Here is an 18,038-nt window from a genome sequence, read left to right as displayed (position 1 = left end):
CTACGGTTTATTGTTGTCAGACTTTGCAAAATTTCGAACCCTCGGCGCCGTATTCTCACGTGGTTTATTTAAAAAGTCCAGCACTGCAATGATTTTATTATTAAAAAATAGTTCTGAGCAGCTTTTCCAGGCTTTAGGTCATTCGCAATGGCCGGGCGACAGGCGTTATACTGCCAGCCTTAGTCTGACTCCGTAGCAAAAAGTAACTGAACCGCACACCGAGCCGCGCGCCAGGTAAGCCGGGCAACAGTACCGACAAACCGGCGTGATGATCAATTTGCCACCCCTGTAGAGGCCAACCATGATCAACGCAAAGCCAGTCAACGTCAGAGATTTCTCACTCCGCGCAGTTTCCACTCCAAAGCGCCTCATGGCACTGCTCTGCGCAGCTACGCTCAGCAGCGGCGGGGCCGTCGCACAGACCGACACTGTGCAGCTTGACGTTGGCAGCGACCATATTGAGTTCCCTGTAAGCTGTGTCGACGCCAGTTCAGAAACGTTTAATCGTGGCGTTGCCCTGCTGCACTCATTCTGGTTTGCCGACGCGATCAACACCTTCAATCAGGTATTGGCCCAGGATCCGGACTGCGATATTGCCTACTGGGGTATTGCACTTGCACACTGGGGCAACCCCTTCGCCGGACAGCGCAATGCCCAGCAACTGGCTCGCGGCAGCAGCACACTTGAGCAGGCCGGCCAGGCCGGCAGCGCCCGCGAGCAAGCCTATCTGGACGCCGTCAGCACATTGTTCTCTGATCACGATCCCGGCAACCAGCGCAACCGCACCCTGGCTTACGAAGAAGCCATGGCAAATCTGGTCGCGGACTATCCGGACGATATGGAGGCAAAGATATTCTACGCCCTGTCAGTCAATCAAAATGCCTCAGCCAACGATCAGTCCTACAGCAAGCAATTGCAGGCTGCGGCCATCCTGGAGCCATTGTTTGAACAGCATCCGGAACACCCTGGCCTGGCACACTACATCATTCACGCGTATGACCACCCGCCTTTGGCAGAACGGGCGCTGACCGCGGCAGAGCGCTACGCCTCGCTGGCACCAGACGCACCACACGCCCTGCACATGCCATCCCATACTTTTACGCGGGTCGGCAGATGGCAGGCTTCGGTTGACACCAACCTGCGCTCGGCAGCGGCAGCGCAAAACGACGGTGACCCGGGCTCTGAACTCCATGCTCTGGACTACCTGGCATACGCCTATCTGCAGATGGCCCAGGACACTGAGGCCGCAGTAGTGGTCGCGAGAGCCAATGAACTGCGCGCCGAGGTGGATATCACCGCCGTCGGAGCCACACAGGCAGGCGCCTTTGCCATTGCTGCCATTCCAGCGCGATATGCTCTGGAGCGTGAACAGTGGGAACAGGCTGCCGGGCTGGACATCGTCCCCGCTGAGACGCCCCATACTCAGGCCATGACGCATTTTGCACGCGTCATTGGCGCGGCCCGAAGTGGCCAGCCGGAGCAAGCAACTGAAGACATTGCCATGCTTGAGGAGCTTCATGAACGGGCGCAGGCCCGTCAGGACAGCTACTGGCAGGAGCAGATAGCCATACAGCTGCAGGCGGCTCGTCCATGGATTCACTTCGCCAGTGACGAGCCTGTAGACGCCATCCACTTGATGGCAGCCGCCGCCGATCGCGAGGACAACACAGATAAAGCGGCGGTGACCCCTGGCCCGCTGGTCCCGACAAGAGAAATGCTGGCTGACATGCTGATGGCACATGACGATCCGGAGCAGGCGCTGGCTGCGTATCAGGCAACCCTGCAACGCGAACCCAATCGCTTCAGGGCCATCGCGGGAGCAGCAAAGGCGGCTGAGGCAATCGGCAACCAGCAACTGGCAACAGACTACTATCAGCAATTACTGGACATGGCCGGCGGGCAGATGAATAACCGGCCTGATTTACAGCGGGCGAGTGAGTTTGTGGGTAACTAGGTCGCAGGCGGGGATATCAGCGAAGTTGTTTTATTTGGCTATTATTTGGCCGGTCTGACCAAGCCCGCGACCAGACACAGAGATTTTTTGTAAAAAAATCAGGCTGATGAACGTTGGCATGAACTCTGCAGGTCTTCTTGGGTCAAACCTGCCGACCAGTCGACGGTCGCAGGAGAAAAGCTTTCGATTACAGAATCGACCGATTGATCAAATGAGGATAAAGACTGTGTCCATGCCGGTACCACCTTTTAGACCCCTGCCGCTCTACGCCAAAGTTATTGCACTGGTACTGATTGCGGGTTTTGTCGTGATTGGCATCATTGGCATTCTTCTGCCGGTAATTCCTGGAGTGCTGTTCCTGTTTCTGGCAGCCCTTATGGCAACCCGGGTTTCCCGGCGGGCATCGGCTGCGGCGCATGCCAGTCCGTGGTTTCGCGAGCAGCTTAGACAGTGGCGGGCATCCTCGCACCTGTCAGCTGGTCACAAGATCAAGCTGTCGCTGCTGATCGTGGCACGAGCGTTTGTCGGCACCATTCGTGCGGGTCTGGGCCTGCTGCGCCGGGTGACGCGCTAGTTTCGGACGCGGATCAGCACCGCTCCCCGATTCTCCTGCCTGTAGTCCAGGATCGTACCCTGGCTCTGCAGATAATGCAGTTCGGCCAGAACAGCATCGCCGATACGTCCCCCACCCACGATGAGACGCAGGTAGTCAGCGTGAGAATGTTGCCAGACACGATCAAGTGCAGCGCGACATTTTTCAAGGGCCACAACCACGGTTTCCCGTTGATGGGCAATATCTTCAGTCTCAATAGACCCGTCCGAGCAGCTCCAGAGCGGACTGTCACATTTGCTGCACAGAGGTTCTGAATCCCGGTCCACAATACTGCCAGGACTGTGGCTGTGCTGCATGCCACAGATCAGACAGCTTCGCTGCCCTCGCTGAAGATATGAACCACTCATGGATCTGCTCTCCCAATCCTGTTTACCACTGCAGGTACAACCAAACCTGAATAAATCCGCCGGAATGGGAGGCTCCCATCCTGCAGGCGGGACATTATCCGCAAACTGTGGCCGAGTGCAATCGGCCTGCGTATACTGAAATCCTTTGCTGCGTTGCAGACCAAAGCCACCAACACAACAGGAGGCAACATGAAAAAAATCGGGATTTTTGTTTGCCAGCTTCTACTGATTTGCCTTTTCGCGGGTTCAGCGTCAGCCAGCCCTGCGGGGTGGTCACCTCTGCTCGAAGCCGCCCCGCTGCTGAATATTCTCTCCACTCAGGAATCAGTGCGCGTTCTGCACCTGACCGGAGACTACGATGCGGCACACATCCCGGGTGCGGTGAACGCTCCTTACGCGCGCTTTCGCGGACCGGAAGACAATGCTGGTCAGTTACCTCCCATGACCGAACTGACGACACTGGTTCAGGAGCTGGGTATCACAGCAGACACGCCAGTCGTGCTGGTGCATGCCGGCAATGGACCCGTGGACATGGGCGCTGCAACCCGCGTTTACTGGACACTGAAGTCTCTGGGCGTTGAACAACTTGCGGTCCTCAACGGCGGCCTCGCGGCCTGGCAGGAAGCCGGTTTTCCGGTCAGTAATGAACCTGTCACTGTGACTGCGTCCAGCTTCCAGCCCGAATGGGACGACCAGTACCAGGCGACGACCATGCAAATTGAGCAAATGCTCAATGACAGCGGTACGCAAATCGTTGACGCCCGACCAGCCGCATATTTCCGCGGCGAGCAAAGCACTGCCGCTCGTGCTGGCACCCTGCCAGGAGCAGAGAACGTCAGCTTCACACAGTTCTTTGCAGGCAACCGCATGCAGGTTCCAACCACGCTGGCTGATACGCTGAGTGACACTCTCGATAGAGACTCCGAATCAACCGTGACATTCTGTAATACCGGCCACCTTGGCTCAATCAACTGGTTTGTTATCAGTGAGCTGGGCGGTTTTGAAAATACCCGGCTGTACGCTGAAAGCATCACGGAGTGGGCTCAGGATGCCAGCCGACCCATGATGAACGAACCATAACTGGCCTGATTGATCCGGCTTCCCTATACTCGGAAAGGGACCATACAATCAGGATGCGTTTATCGTGACCAATAACAAGACCCTGCTGGGCCATCCGCGCGGACTGGCCATACTGTTTCTCACCGAAATGTGGGAACGCTTTTCTTATTACGGAATGCGCGCACTGCTGGTCATTTACCTGACCCAGCACTTCCTGTTCTCCGATGAACGCTCGACTGTGCTGTATGGCGCCTATACAGCACTGGTCTTTGTGATGACCATCATCGGCGGCATTCTTGCTGATCGTTATCTGGGCTCTCGCAAGGCCGTAACCTTTGGCGCCCTGCTGCTGGTACTGGGTCACACCGGCATGGCCTTCGAGGGCAGCGGTTCACGTCAGATCATGAGCTATCAGGGCAATGAGTATCAATTGACCCTGGATGGTCGTGGCGGGGATGCCAATCAGATCATCGTCTCCGAGTCGGGTGTCTCCCGCATCAGTTTTTCGGATGCTGGATCAATGATGCAAGTGGCAGAGCCGGACGCAGTGGGTTTGCCAGCCACCATTGCTGTATCGGATTACACCACCCGTGTTGAAACCGAATCGCTTTACGTCAATATTCTGTACCTGTCACTGGCGCTCATCATAACCGGTGTCGGTTTCCTCAAAGCCAATATCTCCACCATGGTTGGCGACCTCTATGAACCCGGCGATCCGCGTCGCGACTCCGGTTTCACCATCTTTTACATGGGCATCAATCTTGGCTCGTTCCTGTCTTCGATCACCTGTGGTTATCTCGGTATTGTCTATGGCTGGAAGTATGGCTTTGGACTGGCAGGCATTGGCATGCTGGCGGGCCTGCTGATATTTCTGCGCTACCAGCCCTGGCTGGAAGGCCGGGGAGAGCCGCCTAGTGCCGAGAGATTGCGGGACAAGGTTTTGGGCCCAATCAATCTGGAGTGGATGTGTTATCTGATCGGCATCGGTATTATTGCCATCTCGATGATCATTGTCATGAACTCACATCTGGTGGAAGAAGGTTACGTGGGACTTCTTGGCCTGATCATTCTGGTACTGATGGTGGCTTATGCCATCTGGGGATGCCGGGGCAACGAACGTGGCAAAATGTTTGCGGCGCTGTATTTCATTCTGGCGCAGATTCCATTCTGGGCATTGTTCGAGCAGGCTGGTTCATCACTCAACCTTTTTACTGACCGCCTGGTCGACCGCAGCATGTTTGGCATGACCGTGCCAGCACCGGTGTTCCAGTCGTTGAACGCCGGCTTCATCATCATCTTTGCGCCATTGCTGGCGTGGCTGTGGGTCGTACTGGCCCGCAGGAACCTTAATCCGTCAACGCCTGTCAAATTTGCGTTTGGCGTTTTCCTGGCAGGACTCGGGTTTCTGGCACTGGTCGGCGGCATGGAGCTTTCCGGCGATGCTGGCATGACGGCGGTGTACTTCATTTTCCTGATTTACTGGATTCACACCATGGGCGAACTGATGGTTTCTCCGGTAGGGCTGTCGGTGGTGACCAAACTGGCTCCCGCTCGTGCTGTCGGCATGACCATGGGCGCCTGGTTCCTTTACAGCGGTCTTTCAAACTACCTTGCTGGCATTATTGCCGCGGGTACCGGCGCCGAGACTATCGGTGGCCAGCTGACCGATACCGTGGCTGCCAAAGCCAATTACGCTGAGGTCTATACCAGTGTAGGATACGTAGCTATGGCAATTTCACTGGCAATGCTGCTGGTTGCCCCCATTATCAAGAAACTGATGCACGATGCTGAGTAAATCGTGCCGCTGCAAAAGATTCAGGAGTCAATTGTGAAAATACGTCATCTTGGTTTAGCAATGAGCATCAGCGCGGCAATGGCTGCCTGTTCCGACAACACCAATACAACCACAGATCTCGTGGCAGAGCCTGAAGAAACCATAGATACGCAGGTCACACAGGCTGCCGCCACCGAGCAGGACAACCCACTGTTCACCGAGAGTCAGTTGCCATACGGCCTGCCGGCATTCGATGAGATTCGGGACGAACATTTTCTGCCGGCATTCGAGCGCGCCATGGCACTGCATCTGGAAGAGATTGACATTATTGCCAGCAATCCTGACCCGGCCACTTTCGACAATACCATTCTGGCCATGGAACGTAGCGGCAGAGACCTGGATCGCGTTGCACGTGTATTCTTTAATGTGGCGGGTGCAGATACCAATCCGGATCGTCAGCAGATTCAACGTGAAGTGTCCCCCATGCTGTCAGCTCATGATGATACAATCGCGCTGAACAGCGAGCTTTTTGCACGCATCGACAGCCTGTACCAGCAAAGTAATTCACTGAACCTGGACCCGGTCTCCCAGCGTCTGCTGGAACGTTACCACACCCAGTTTGTCCGCTCAGGCGCGTTGTTGTCAGATGTTCAGAAAGAACGTCTGCGAGAGATCAACAGTGACCTCGCCACCTTACGCACACAGTTTAGCCAGAACGTGCTGGCCGAGGTCAATGACTCCGCCGTGCTCGTGGATGACGTGGCGCTGCTGGATGGCCTCAGTGAAGCGCAGATCGAGGCGGCCGCTGCCGCAGCTGAAGAGCGCGGCGAGATCGGGCAGTATCTGATCACCCTCCAGAACACCAGCAATCAGCCCGTGCTGACTTCACTGACCAATCGCGAGCTGCGCGAGCGTATCCATGATGCATCATTGCAGCGTGGCATTCGCGGCAATGAGTTCGACACGCGCGATATCGTCGCGACAACGCTAAGACTGCGTGCTGAACGTGCACAGATGCTTGGTTATGAAACCCATGCCGATTACATCCTTTCAGAGCAGACCGCAGGCTCTATTGCCGCAGTCAACGAAATGCTGGATGACATCGTGCCGGTGGCGGTAGCCAATGCGCGTCGCGAGGGAGAAGACATCCAGCAGATGATCAACGAGATTGAAGCCGAGCCTTTTGAGCTTTCTGACTCGGACTGGTCTTACTACGCTGAAAAAGTCCGTGCCGAGCGCTACGCATTCGACGAGTCAGAAGTGCGGCCCTATTTTGAGCTGAATAGCGTACTCACCAATGGTGTATTCTTTGCCGCGGAACAGGTTTACGGTCTGACATTCCAGCGTCGCGAAGATCTATCTGGTTACCATCCCGATGTACAGGTGTGGGAAGTATTCGACGCCGATGGCTCGCCGCTCGGACTGATGCTTGCGGACTTCTATGCACGGCCCAGCAAACGTGGCGGCGCGTGGATGAACAGCTACGACCTGCCCAGTGAGCTAACTGGCGGTTTCCCGGTTGTTGCCATGCACCAGAATATTCCCAAACCCCCGGCTGGCGACCCCACACTGCTGACCTTTGATGAAGTGACCACCATGTTCCACGAGTTCGGTCATGTACTACACGGCATCATGACCGATGTGGCCTACCCGTATTTTGCAGGCACGGCGGTGCCGCGCGACTTTGTGGAATTCCCATCACAGGTCAATGAAATGTGGGCGTCCTGGCCCGAGGTTCTCGCCAACTATGCGCGCCACTACGAGACAGGCGAGCAGATACCGCAGGAGCTGCTCGACAAGGTGATGGCGGCCGAGCAATTCAATCAGGGTTACTCGACCACCGAGTACATTGCGGCGTCTGTGCTGGACCAGGAACTGCATCAACTGAGCCTGGAGCAGATACCTTCAGCAGATGAGCTGGTTGAATTTGAACTGCAGGCGCTGGCAGAAAATGGACTCAACTATGGCCCGGTTCCGCCTCGTTACCGCACGGCGTATTTCTCACACATCATGGGCGGCTATTCGGCTGGCTATTACTCATATATCTGGTCTGAAGTACTGGATGCGGATGCCGTTGAGTGGTTCAAGGAGAACGGCGGCATGCTGCGCGAGAATGGTCAACAGTTCCGCGATCAGCTGCTCGCGCGGGGTGGCAGTGCAGAAGCCATGCAGCTGTATCGCGATTTTGCAGGTCGTGAACCAGACCCGGTTCACATGCTGCAACGACGTGGCCTGACGGAATAAACAGATAAACAGCAGGGACTCTGCTCCAGGAGAATAAACCATGACTTTTTTGCAGTGCACAGGCCGCTCAAGTCGGCCTGTTCGTTTTGCTGTGTGTGCAATTGCTGCCAGTTTCAGCAGCCTGTTGATCAACCTTGGCGTCGCCGCAGAGGTAGCTGAGCATCCCTCAATCACCGCGCTGCATGAGTCGTCTGGATTTAGCGGAATAACCCTTATCTACGATGACGAAGCAGATCAATGGATATCAGGCTCCGCCGATGCAGGTCAGTCAGTGACTGCTGAAACTTCCGCCCTGCCCGCGTCCACTTTCAAGATTTTCAGCACAATGACTGCGCTGCAGGCTGGTGTGGCTGAAGGCCCGGATACACTGCTGCGCTGGGACGGAACCGTCCGCAGCAGGCCCGAAACCAATCGCGATATGACGCTTCGTGAAGCCTTTGCTATCTCAGCGGTACCACATTACCAGCAGATGGTGCAGTCTGTTGGCGGCACTCGCATGCAGGCGATGCTGGATGCCGCAGAGTACGGCAATCAGAACATGTCGGGTGGACTGACAACGTTCTGGCTGTCTGGAGAACTGCGCATCAGCCCACTGCAACAGATCGAGCTGTTGCAGCGGCTGCGCCACAACGATCTTCCCTTTCAGTCGGAAGTGATGGCGGCAACACGTGACATCATGCGCATGGAACAGACGGCGGATTATGCGCTGTATGCCAAGACCGGGCTGACAACTGCCGATGATGGTGGTTACGTAGGCTGGTATGTGGGATGGGTAGAGCAGGAAAATGACACCTGGTACTTTGCCACACTGCTCCGTTCAACAGGAGAGGATGACACCCTGATTCCAGCGCGCATCGATATCACACGACGCGCGCTGCAATCAGTAGGTGCGCTGCCCTGACGGGACAGCGCATCCATCAAGGTACTGGCGTTTTGAGTGCCTGATAGAAATTATCCACGCTTTCGCCTTCATTCTGTGGAGACTGTGTCATCAGTGAGACCACCGGTATCACGACCAGCGGCACCAGCGTAGTGAAATAGGCCGCCACATCATTCTCCAGTCCGAGGACAAAGGTGTTGGCTGCCCAGCCTGCCAGGCCAAGCCCGTATCCGCTGGCAATGCCCCAGAACACACCCTGCTCGGTAGTCTTGCGCCAGTAGAAGATGAAACCGATAGCCAGGGCCGGCGGCACAACCATCGCGAAGCCCAGCAGCAGCAATTCAAGCACCGAGGTAATCGGCAGCACACAGGCCAGGGCACCGGCGAATAATCCGTAGATGACACTGGTAATGCGGTAGGAACGCAGCTTGCGCTTTGGTTCAAAGTCTTTGGAACCCGGAATCCAGTCATTCACAAACAGCGTGGCGCTGGATAGCAGAATCGGGCCACCTGAGGAAATCAGCGCTGCCAGTACCGCCGCAAGCGCGATACCGCCAATGATGGGGCCTGTATCGGTGGCAATTCGTGTAATTGTGGCATAGCTGGTAATACCGCTGTCCGTGCCGTAACGTGCAACCGCCTCAATACCAATGATGGAGGCGAGTACCGGCATCAGCGCCGCCAGTACACCCGCCAGCAGGAAGGCGGGAATCAGCAGGTTCTCACGTCGGGCTGAGCTGGAGTAGTTCACATAAACCGAAGCGGCTGGCGTATGAATGACCGCAGAGAAGAACATGGCAATGACCGGGAACCAGCCAAGGCCTACGAAACTCCACCAGCTGGCAGCATTGGTATCCGGGTCTGCAGCCAGCGCCGCGTCCACTTTCTCTTTGATACCACTGATACCGCCCAGTTCAGCGCCAGCCACCATCGCAACAGCCAGCAGACCAAAGGTCACCACCACCACGTGGATGACGTTGGTAGCCGATGCCCCGCGCAGACCCGACAGTGTGGTTGAACTGATGATGATCAGCGCACCGATCATGATCGCCAGTTCGCGGTTAATGCCGAACACGGCGCTGATGATGATACCGATCAGAAGAGGCTCAAGGATATTGATGATCAGGTATTCGGTCTGCACGCAAAGGCTGGTCAACCGGCCGTTGCGCTGACTGTCGTGACGTTTTACGAACAGCTCGCCAATAGTTGTCAGGCGCAGACGGCGGTAAGGCACCGCAAAAAAGATACCCACCAGAGCCAGCGCCAGAAAGGAATTGACGCCGTACCACATGTTCCAGACACCGGTGTTCATGGTGTCGCCAGCAACGCCATAAGTGCCTGCACCACCGATGCGGGTACCGGCGATACCGGCGGCAATCAGCCACAGGCCCATGCCACCACCACCGATCGCCCAGTCATCTGAACTGCTGCTGTGTTTGGTCAGATACATGCCGACCAAGGTCACGACCACCAGATACACGATGATGGTGATGCCTGCCATATCCATGATATTCCCCCCCGGGATTATTGTTTTAAATGATACCGGGGCGGGATTCTAGCCTGCGCGTCAGTACAGTACAACGCTGCGGATGGATTTACCCTCGTGCATCAGATCAAATGCCTCATTGATGCGCTCGAGCGGCATGGTGTGGGTAATCAGGTCATCGATATTGATACGGCCTTCCATATACCAGTCGACGATGGTCGGCACGTCAGTGCGCCCTCGCGCACCGCCAAAGGCACTGCCGCGCCAGACACGGCCCGTCACCAGCTGAAAGGGGCGGGTCGAGATTTCCTGGCCAGCACCAGCCACACCGATAATGACAGACTCACCCCAGCCCTTGTGGCAGGCCTCCAGCGCCTGCCGCATGGTATTGACGTTGCCGATGCATTCAAAGGTGTAATCGGCACCACCATGGGTCAGATCGACGATCGCCTCAACCACATTGTCAACTTCCTTGGGGTTGATGAAATCTGTCATGCCGAATTTTTTCGCCAGCTCGACTTTGGCCGGATTGATGTCCACACCCACGATCTGCCGCGCCCCGACCATACGTGCCGCCTGAATGACATTCAGGCCGATACCGCCAAGACCAAATACAACCACTCGCGAACCCGGCTCCACTTTGGCGTCAAACACCACGGCCCCGACGCCGGTTGTCACACCGCAGCCGATATAACAGACCTTGTCCAGGGGCGCATCGCTGCGAATCTTCGCCAGGGCTATCTCGGGGAGCACGGTATAGTTGGAAAATGAAGAGCAGCCCATATAGTGCAGGATAGGTTTGCCATCCAGCGAAAAACGGCTGGTACCATCTGGCATCACCCCTTTTCCCTGCGTGCTGCGAATCGCCTGGCACAGATTCGTTTTGGGATGCAGACAGTACTCGCATTCACGGCATTCAGGTGTATACAGCGGGATGACTGTGTCACCCTTTTTTAAGGATTTAACGCCCAGTCCCACATCAACAACAATACCGGCACCTTCATGGCCCAGGATGGCCGGAAATGCACCCTCTGGATCATCGCCAGACAGAGTGAAGGCATCCGTATGGCAGACACCTGTCGCCTTGAGCTCTACCAGCACCTCACCCGCCTTGGGCCCCTCAAGATCAACTTCCATAATTTCGAGTGGTTTTCCGGCTGCGAATGCAACCGCTGCTTTGGTTTTCATGATTATTTTCTCCCGTCGAGTTCGTTATGCGATCGCGTGTTCAGCCAAGATAACGTGCGTGGAATCGCAGATGCTCTTCAATATAGCTGGCAATAAAGTAATAGCTGTGATCATAACCCGGCTGGTACCTCACCTGCACATCGGCGTAGCCATCAGTTGCCGCGATCAGATTGTCAGTCAGCAGCTGCTCTCGCAGAAAGTTGTCCTCAGTGCCCTGATCCACCAGCAAGGGCAGTTTCAGACCACGTTTTTTGATCAGCTCTACGCTGTCGTAGTCGAGCCAGCTGGCCTGCTCATTACCCAGGTAGGCAGAAAAAGCCTTATGCCCCCAAGGGCACTGCGAGGGATTGGCGATTGGCGCGAAGGCGGACACAGAACAGTAATTTTCGGGTTCCCGCACTGCCATGATGATGGCACCGTGTCCGCCCATGGAATGACCACAGATTGAACGCCGGGCACTGATTGGAAAGTGACCCTCGACCACTGCCGGCAATTCCTTTGTGATGTAGTCATACATCTGGTAGTGAGTCTGCCAGGGAGACTCGGTGGCATTGACATAAAACCCGGCGCCCTTGCCAAGATCATAGCCCTCATCATCGGGGACATCGTCTCCTCTCGGGCTGGTATCGGGAATGACCAACGCAAGACCCAGCTCTGCTGCAACTCTCTGCGCACCGGCTTTGGTGCTGAAGTTTTCGTCATTGCAGGTCAGGCCTGACAGGAAATAGACAGCCGGCACTGCTTTCTTTTCACTGGCAGCAGGTATAAACACTGAAAACTGCATTTTGCACTGCAGCGTCTCTGACCAGTGCGTCACTCTGATCTGGTGCCCGCCAAAAGCCTTTACCTGGCTGACCTGATCGATTCCCGTTTCGTTTTTGCTGGACATACGGCGTGCGGCTCCCCTAAATTCATCTGACTGTATTAAATATTCCCGTTTATCGCATCCTGACCAGGCTGCAATGCTGATAAGCTGCTGCAATACCCGAAGATAAACCAGGCCAAAGCCAGTCTCAACGTTACATTACGCATTACTGCGTAGATCAGGATCAACTCAGACACCGTAAAGGCAGGACCGCATGAGCCAACAGGGCAGTTACAAACCGTCAACCGCGATCGCTGTGGTCATTGCCAATATGGTGGGTACTGGTGTTTTCACCAGTCTTGGTTACCAGATCATCGACATTAAATCGACTTTCGCGCTGCTGATGCTCTGGCTGGTCGGTGGCATTGCCGCGCTTTGTGGCGCGCTAACCTATGCCGAACTGGCAAGCCGGTTACCGCGCTCAGGTGGTGAGTACAACTTTCTCAGTCGCATTTATCACCCGGCGGTTGGCTTCGTATCTGGCTGGGTTTCGCTGACAGTCGGGTTTGCGGCCCCAACAGCACTGGCCGCCATGACATTCGCGGCCTACCTTGATTCGGCGCTGACTGCAGTGGAGCTGAACCGCATGCTGATTGCGGTGCTGCTGGTGATCATTGTAACCGTCACACATGGACGAAATCATCGCGCCAGTGGCGGCCTGCAAAACTGGTTCACGCTGATCAAGGTCGGGCTGATACTGGGGTTTGTGACGTTGGTGACCCTGAGCGTCGACACTCCCCAGCCCTTAAGCCTGCTGCCCTCAGACAGCGACCTCGGCGTACTGACCAGCAGCGCGTTCGCCGTGTCGCTGATCTACGTGAACTACGCCTATACTGGATGGAATGCGGCTACCTACATCACCAGCGAAGTGGATGATCCGGCACGCTCGGTGCCCAGAGTGCTGATACTGGGTACTGCTGTCGTCATCCTGTTATACCTGGCACTGAACGCAACATTTCTGTATGCCGTCCCCATGCAGCTTTTAGAGGGACGTCTGGAGATCGGGGTAATCGTAGCACAGAACACCTTCGGACAGACTGGCGCTCTGATCATGGGGGCAGTGCTGTCTTTGCTGCTGATCTCCACCGTCAGTGCCATGCTGATGGCTGGCCCAAGAGTCCTGCAGGTCATGGGCGAGGACTTTCGACTATTCCGCTGGTTGTCAGTGCGTCATGCTGACGGCGTTCCGCGCGTTGCCATCTACTCACAGGGTATTCTGACAGCCCTGTTTATATTGACCTCAACCTTTGAGTCGATTCTGGTCTTTTCCGGATTCATCCTCGGCTTGAGTTCGCTGGCTACGGTATTGGGTGTATTTGTGCTGCGCTATCGACACGGCATAGACCGTCAGCCGGGAGAACAGACCTACAGAACCTGGCTCTACCCCTATCCTCCGCTGATCTACAGCGGTATTGTCATCTGGACGCTGACATTCATAACCATCAATCGCCCTCAGGAGGCCGGAATTGCGCTCGCGGTGATCCTTGGCGGTTGCCTGTGCTACTGGCTCACTGAGCGCGCTTCGCGCCCGGGAACGAATCCCAACTAACTTTCTATCCACTAACCAGTCGGAGTAATCATGCTAAAAATAAAGACTCTTCTGTTACCGGTAGCTCTGACGCTGTTTGCGCTGCTGTCTGCCTGCTCCCAGGATAATGCCCCGCCGCCCCAGGCACCGTCGACAGACATGACTTCGGAGATGCAGCGGCTGCAGGCCCGGGCCGAGCGCGTTGAAATCATTCGCGATGACTTTGGTGTTGCTCACATCTACGGGGAAACCGATGCCGATGTGGTGTTCGGTTTTCTGTATGCCCAGGCCGAAGACGATTTCCCCCGAATTGAACGCAACTATACCTGGGCCATCGGCCGACTGGCGGAGGTGGAAGGGGAATCAGCGCTGTACAGTGACCTGCGCGCACAACTCTACATGAGCGAAGCCGAGGCACGGACCGCATACGCGGAAGCGCCAGAGTGGTTGCAGGAACTGAGTGAGGCCTTTGCTGATGGTCTGAACTATTATCTGGCCAGCAATCCACAGGTTGAACCTCTGTTGCTGACCCGCTTTGAGCCATGGATGCCTTTCTATTTCTTCGAGGGCTCGATCGGTGGTGACATCGAGCAGATCCCGCTGGCAGGTATTGAGGCATTCTACTCATCGGCTGAGGAGCGCCTCAGCCTGCTGCCGACGACCACAGCACAGCTCGGCGATGACCTGCGCGAGCTGTCACCAGTGCCTGCCGTCCCGCTGGCGCGCAGCATCTTTCAGGAGCCAGCCGGTTCCAATGGTATTGCTGTTACCGGCGATAAAAGTGCCAGTGGCAATGCACTGCTGCTGATCAACCCGCACACCAGTTTTTTCTTCCGGGGTGAATATCACCTGGTCAGTGAAGAGGGGCTAAATGCGTACGGGGCATCGACCTGGGGACAGTTCTTCATTTATCAGGGATTTAATGAAACCACCGGCTGGATGCATACCAGCACCAGTGCCGACTTTATGGACGAGTTTGTCCAGCAGGTCGTCAATGACAATGGCCAGTTAATGTATCGCTACGGCGACGAACTGCGCCCTCTGGAGGTATCAGAAGTAACGCTGCGTTATCGTAATGGCGAGCAAATGGCAGAGCGTACTTTCCCGGTATACCGCACCCATCAGGGGCCCATCACTCACCTGCACGACAACCAGTGGACCAGCACCCGTATCAACTGGAACCCAGTCGAGGCGCTGCGTCAGTCCTATCTGCGCATGAAAACAGATGATCTGGGCGAGTTCCTGGACATGATGGACATACGCACCAACTCCTCCAACAATACCGTGTTTGCCGACGCGGATGGCAACATCGCCTACTTCCATGGCAATTTCATGCCACGCCGTGATCCGCAGTTCGACTATGGTCAGCCGGTCGACGGCAGCAATCCGGCGACAGACTGGCAGGGCATGCATGAGGTAGACGAAACCGTAGTCGTCATCAACCCTGACAGCGACTGGATTCAGAACACCAACTCCACACCATTTACTGCAGCGGGTCCGGACAGCCCCGTTCGTGAAGACTACCCTGCCTATATGGCACCCGACGCCGAAAATTTTCGCGGGGTACATGCTGCCGCGCTGCTGTCGGAGACACCGCCCCTGACACTGGAGTCATTAATTGATCTTGCCTACGACCCCACCATCATCGGTTTTAGCCTGCTGATTGATGGTCTGGTCTCGGCCTGGGACGATCATTCAGAGGAATGGCCCGCGCTGGCGCCTGCCATAGAAACACTGCGCGGCTGGGATCTTAATGTCAGCACCGGATCTGTTGCTATGACACTGGCCCACTTTTACGGCATGAATGCCGCGCAGGCAATCGATACGCCTGCCGGCCTGAGCCAGATGGAACAGATCAACTGGCTGGGGACCGGCAGTGAAGCTGAAGAACGTCTGCAGGTTTTCGCCGATACTCTGACACAACTGGAAAACAGTTTTGGCGACTGGCAGACGCCCTGGGGCGAGGTCAATCGTTACCAGCGCATCAGCGGTGCCATTGATCATCCCTACAGCGACGACGCTCCCAGCCTGCCGGTAGGTATGGCCTCATCTCGCTGGGGAGCACTGGCGTCATTTGGAGCCCGGGCGTTTCCCGGCACTGAACGCATTTACGGTACGGCCGGCAACAGCTTCATCGCCGTTGTTGAGTTTGGCGACCGGGTACGAGCCAAATCCCTGTTGGCGGGCGGACAAAGCAATGACCCGAACTCCCCGCACTTCGACGATCAGGCACAGCGCTACGTAGACCGTGAGTTCAAGGATGTTGCTTTCTACCGTGAAGATGTGGAGCAACGCGCCCAGCGAAGCTATTCACCGGGCGAGTAATACATCACATTGGCATTGGCTGCTTGACTTGATTGATGCAAAAGTCTGTCAGCAACCCGGCGGTCATACCGCCTGGGTTGCCTGGCCTGCCACAATATACCAGCCAACAAACATCGTGTTGATCAGAGCGCCGGGAACGTAGCTACCAGTGTGCCGCCAGGCACAGGTAGAGATGGTCGATATAATGACCAGCAATGGCACAAACTGGATCATGACGATGGTATTTAATGGTTCAGCCGGCGTAAGTAGCAGTCCTCGCGTAAACAGGCTGATGTACTGAGCCAGCAGAAATATCGCAAAGCCGCCTGCCAGCACCATGGCATTGCTCAGGTACTGCTGGCGAACCGTATCACTGGACACCGAAAGACCGCCATGCAGGGCCCTGCCCAGCAGCAGGAAGAACACCAGCAGCGGCGGCAGGTAAATCAGCATGTTCTGGAACTGATCCAGACTCAACAGCTTAAGCCCGACAAACCAGAACCGGAAATCGATCAGGAAGAAATAGTCCGCGAGCAGCAGCGCCAGATATCCCACTCCCACGATCGCCAGTGCAAATCTTGCCGCAGCAAACCAGGACAACGATTTAAAGCTGACCGCTTCCGCTTTGATCACCAGCCCAAGGGCGGTCGCCAGCAGCCCATTGACTACAGCCCAGACGATGATCTGGTTGGTGATGCTCTGGGGAAACCAGGAAGATGCCGGCAGCATTGAGGCGGCCATTGAGAATACCGGGTAGAAAACGGCAACCGGGATAAACATGCTAAGGGCTGCCAATAACCACCACTTCCCATTGCGCTGGGTCCAGGCCGTGTTGATGGGTGCACCACTCAAACCCGCAAAAGTCGGGAATTGAATGAACTGCTTGATCGCCCCGCACAGCAGCACCACAAAACCAACAAATGCCAGTAAAGTGCCAATTTCCTTAAAGAACCAGATCTGTCCGGTCACACCCGCAGTCTGGGCGCCCGACAAGGTCAGCGCAAACCAGTCCACCGTATGCCCAATGGAAGCATGTGACAGATGATTGCCAGGATGCGTGACCGGCGGATTGTGCAGGACCCGCGCGGTGCCTGCCGGTACGCTGCCATACACGCGCCCTTCCTGTATCGCGTCATCCACGCCAAACATGGCCTGCAACTTCTCACTGTCAGCCACATCACTGCCGCGCGGCACTTCCCACATCAACGGCGCAAACTCATCATACTGGGCAAAGACAACGGACACATTGCGCGGCCAGTCGGGTGTACCTGGCAAGGCACGCCCGCTGCCAGTGCTGGAACCCTGCAACACCATGGAGCGGTAGGCATCCGGCATGGCAGCCGCCGCTGCCAGCACTGTCCAGCCACCCATTGAATGCCCTTCCAGTCCGATATTATCCGGGTCAACAATATCCAGTGAACGCAGATAACGCAGCGCGGCCGGCCCGCCAAAACCATTGGAGAATGCCGGTGCATCCGAGTAACCGTGGCCACTCTGATCCAGAGCCAGTACGACATAGCCACGGCGCGCCAGCTCGATGGCGAAACCGGACTGCACTTCACGCGAGTTGATATAACCATGAACAGCCAGCACACCAGGTGCCGGACTGTCTGCCGAAGCGTTGGCCGGGATATATAACAATGCACTCAGTGTCTGACCATTGTCTCCGGTGAACCTGACATCTTCGATACGTGTTCCACCGGATGTCTGCACCCAATGGGCCAGTAGTGATCCGACCAATACCAGAATACACCCTGCGATCAGCGTGCGGGCTGCTGACTGTTTCATCTGTGACT

13 protein-coding genes are annotated in these 18,038 nt (G+C 56.1%); 8 read left to right on the top strand and 5 right to left on the bottom strand.

Features of this window, described 5'->3' with window-relative positions:
- Positions 1–370 precede the first annotated feature (370 nt).
- Both QGM61_RS14655 and QGM61_RS14650 read left to right on the top strand, forming a co-directional pair.
- Complete coding sequence (locus QGM61_RS14655) at positions 371–1,954, top strand: hypothetical protein (protein WP_281133429.1); 1,584 nt, start codon at positions 371–373, stop codon at positions 1,952–1,954.
- A gap of 232 nt (positions 1,955–2,186) precedes the next feature.
- Positions 2,187–2,528, top strand: coding sequence for a DUF454 family protein (locus tag QGM61_RS14650; RefSeq protein WP_281133428.1), 342 nt, complete (start codon positions 2,187–2,189; stop codon positions 2,526–2,528).
- Here the strand turns inward: QGM61_RS14650 and QGM61_RS14645 are convergent.
- A complete protein-coding gene (locus QGM61_RS14645; RefSeq protein ID WP_281133427.1) occupies positions 2,525–2,914 on the bottom strand; it encodes a hypothetical protein in 390 nt (129 codons plus the stop codon). The genes QGM61_RS14650 and QGM61_RS14645 overlap by 4 nt on opposite strands.
- Positions 2,915–3,103: 189 nt before the next feature.
- On the opposite strand from QGM61_RS14645, the gene QGM61_RS14640 reads away from it, so the two are divergent.
- The 4 genes from QGM61_RS14640 (at position 3,104) to QGM61_RS14625 (ending at position 8,892) form a co-directional block, all read left to right on the top strand.
- Entirely contained in the window at positions 3,104–3,994 is an 891-nt protein-coding gene (locus QGM61_RS14640) for a sulfurtransferase (protein WP_281133426.1), read from the top strand.
- A 64-nt stretch (positions 3,995–4,058) separates the two neighbouring features.
- Positions 4,059–5,768 carry a peptide MFS transporter gene (locus QGM61_RS14635; protein ID WP_317622199.1) on the top strand — a complete coding sequence of 570 codons (1,710 nt, stop codon included), beginning with the start codon at positions 4,059–4,061 and terminating at the stop codon, positions 5,766–5,768.
- Positions 5,769–5,801: 33 nt separating this feature from the next.
- Positions 5,802–7,991 carry a M3 family metallopeptidase gene (locus QGM61_RS14630; RefSeq protein ID WP_317622198.1) on the top strand — a complete coding sequence of 730 codons (2,190 nt, stop codon included), beginning with the start codon at positions 5,802–5,804 and terminating at the stop codon, positions 7,989–7,991.
- 40 nt (positions 7,992–8,031) lie between these two features.
- Positions 8,032–8,892 carry a penicillin-binding transpeptidase domain-containing protein gene (locus QGM61_RS14625; protein WP_281133425.1) on the top strand — a complete coding sequence of 287 codons (861 nt, stop codon included), beginning with the start codon at positions 8,032–8,034 and terminating at the stop codon, positions 8,890–8,892.
- Between the two features lie 16 nt (positions 8,893–8,908).
- On the opposite strand, the gene QGM61_RS14620 is transcribed toward QGM61_RS14625, so the two are convergent.
- Genes QGM61_RS14620 through fghA form a run of 3 tightly spaced genes read right to left on the bottom strand, consistent with a single transcriptional unit; the run spans position 8,909 to position 12,434 of the window.
- Complete coding sequence (locus tag QGM61_RS14620; RefSeq protein WP_281133424.1) at positions 8,909–10,378, bottom strand: sodium:solute symporter; 1,470 nt, start codon at positions 10,376–10,378, stop codon at positions 8,909–8,911.
- A 60-nt stretch (positions 10,379–10,438) separates the two neighbouring features.
- Positions 10,439–11,548 (bottom strand): S-(hydroxymethyl)glutathione dehydrogenase/class III alcohol dehydrogenase, encoded by a 1,110-nt coding sequence (locus QGM61_RS14615; RefSeq protein ID WP_317622200.1) that lies wholly within the window; start codon positions 11,546–11,548, stop codon positions 10,439–10,441.
- 37 nt (positions 11,549–11,585) lie between these two features.
- Positions 11,586–12,434, bottom strand: a complete 849-nt coding sequence (gene fghA, locus QGM61_RS14610) for an S-formylglutathione hydrolase (protein WP_281133422.1) — start codon at positions 12,432–12,434, stop codon at positions 11,586–11,588.
- 190 nt (positions 12,435–12,624) lie between these two features.
- Between fghA and QGM61_RS14605 the strand changes: the two genes are divergently transcribed.
- On the top strand, positions 12,625–13,959 hold the full coding sequence (locus QGM61_RS14605; RefSeq protein ID WP_237133527.1) for an APC family permease: 1,335 nt from the start codon (positions 12,625–12,627) through the stop codon (positions 13,957–13,959).
- Between the two features lie 30 nt (positions 13,960–13,989).
- Positions 13,990–16,263 (top strand): penicillin acylase family protein, encoded by a 2,274-nt coding sequence (locus QGM61_RS14600; protein WP_281133421.1) that lies wholly within the window; start codon positions 13,990–13,992, stop codon positions 16,261–16,263.
- A gap of 63 nt (positions 16,264–16,326) precedes the next feature.
- Here the strand turns inward: QGM61_RS14600 and QGM61_RS14595 are convergent, their stop codons facing one another.
- Positions 16,327–18,030, bottom strand: coding sequence for an alpha/beta hydrolase family protein (locus QGM61_RS14595; RefSeq protein ID WP_281133420.1), 1,704 nt, complete (start codon positions 18,028–18,030; stop codon positions 16,327–16,329).
- Positions 18,031–18,038 lie beyond the last annotated feature (8 nt).

It is taken from the genome of Pseudohongiella sp. SYSU M77423 (assembly GCF_029911965.1).
Classification (GTDB): Bacteria; Pseudomonadota; Gammaproteobacteria; order Pseudomonadales; family Pseudohongiellaceae; genus Pseudohongiella.
This window is presented reverse-complemented; position numbering and strand designations above follow the sequence as displayed.

Excerpts from the sequence above, each read along its gene's own strand:
- QGM61_RS14640 (WP_281133426.1), top strand. The coding sequence starts at position 3,104 with ATGAAAAAAATCGGGATTTTTGTTTGCCAGCTTCTACTGATTTGCCTT.
- QGM61_RS14595 (WP_281133420.1), bottom strand. The coding sequence starts at position 18,030 with ATGAAACAGTCAGCAGCCCGCACGCTGATCGCAGGGTGTATTCTGGTA.
- QGM61_RS14650 (WP_281133428.1), top strand. The coding sequence starts at position 2,187 with ATGCCGGTACCACCTTTTAGACCCCTGCCGCTCTACGCCAAAGTTATT.
- fghA (WP_281133422.1), bottom strand. The coding sequence starts at position 12,434 with ATGTCCAGCAAAAACGAAACGGGAATCGATCAGGTCAGCCAGGTAAAG.
- QGM61_RS14645 (WP_281133427.1), bottom strand. The coding sequence starts at position 2,914 with ATGAGTGGTTCATATCTTCAGCGAGGGCAGCGAAGCTGTCTGATCTGT.
- QGM61_RS14625 (WP_281133425.1), top strand. The coding sequence starts at position 8,032 with ATGACTTTTTTGCAGTGCACAGGCCGCTCAAGTCGGCCTGTTCGTTTT.
- QGM61_RS14600 (WP_281133421.1), top strand. The coding sequence starts at position 13,990 with ATGCTAAAAATAAAGACTCTTCTGTTACCGGTAGCTCTGACGCTGTTT.
- QGM61_RS14655 (WP_281133429.1), top strand. The coding sequence starts at position 371 with ATGGCACTGCTCTGCGCAGCTACGCTCAGCAGCGGCGGGGCCGTCGCA.
- QGM61_RS14605 (WP_237133527.1), top strand. The coding sequence starts at position 12,625 with ATGAGCCAACAGGGCAGTTACAAACCGTCAACCGCGATCGCTGTGGTC.
- QGM61_RS14620 (WP_281133424.1), bottom strand. The coding sequence starts at position 10,378 with ATGGATATGGCAGGCATCACCATCATCGTGTATCTGGTGGTCGTGACC.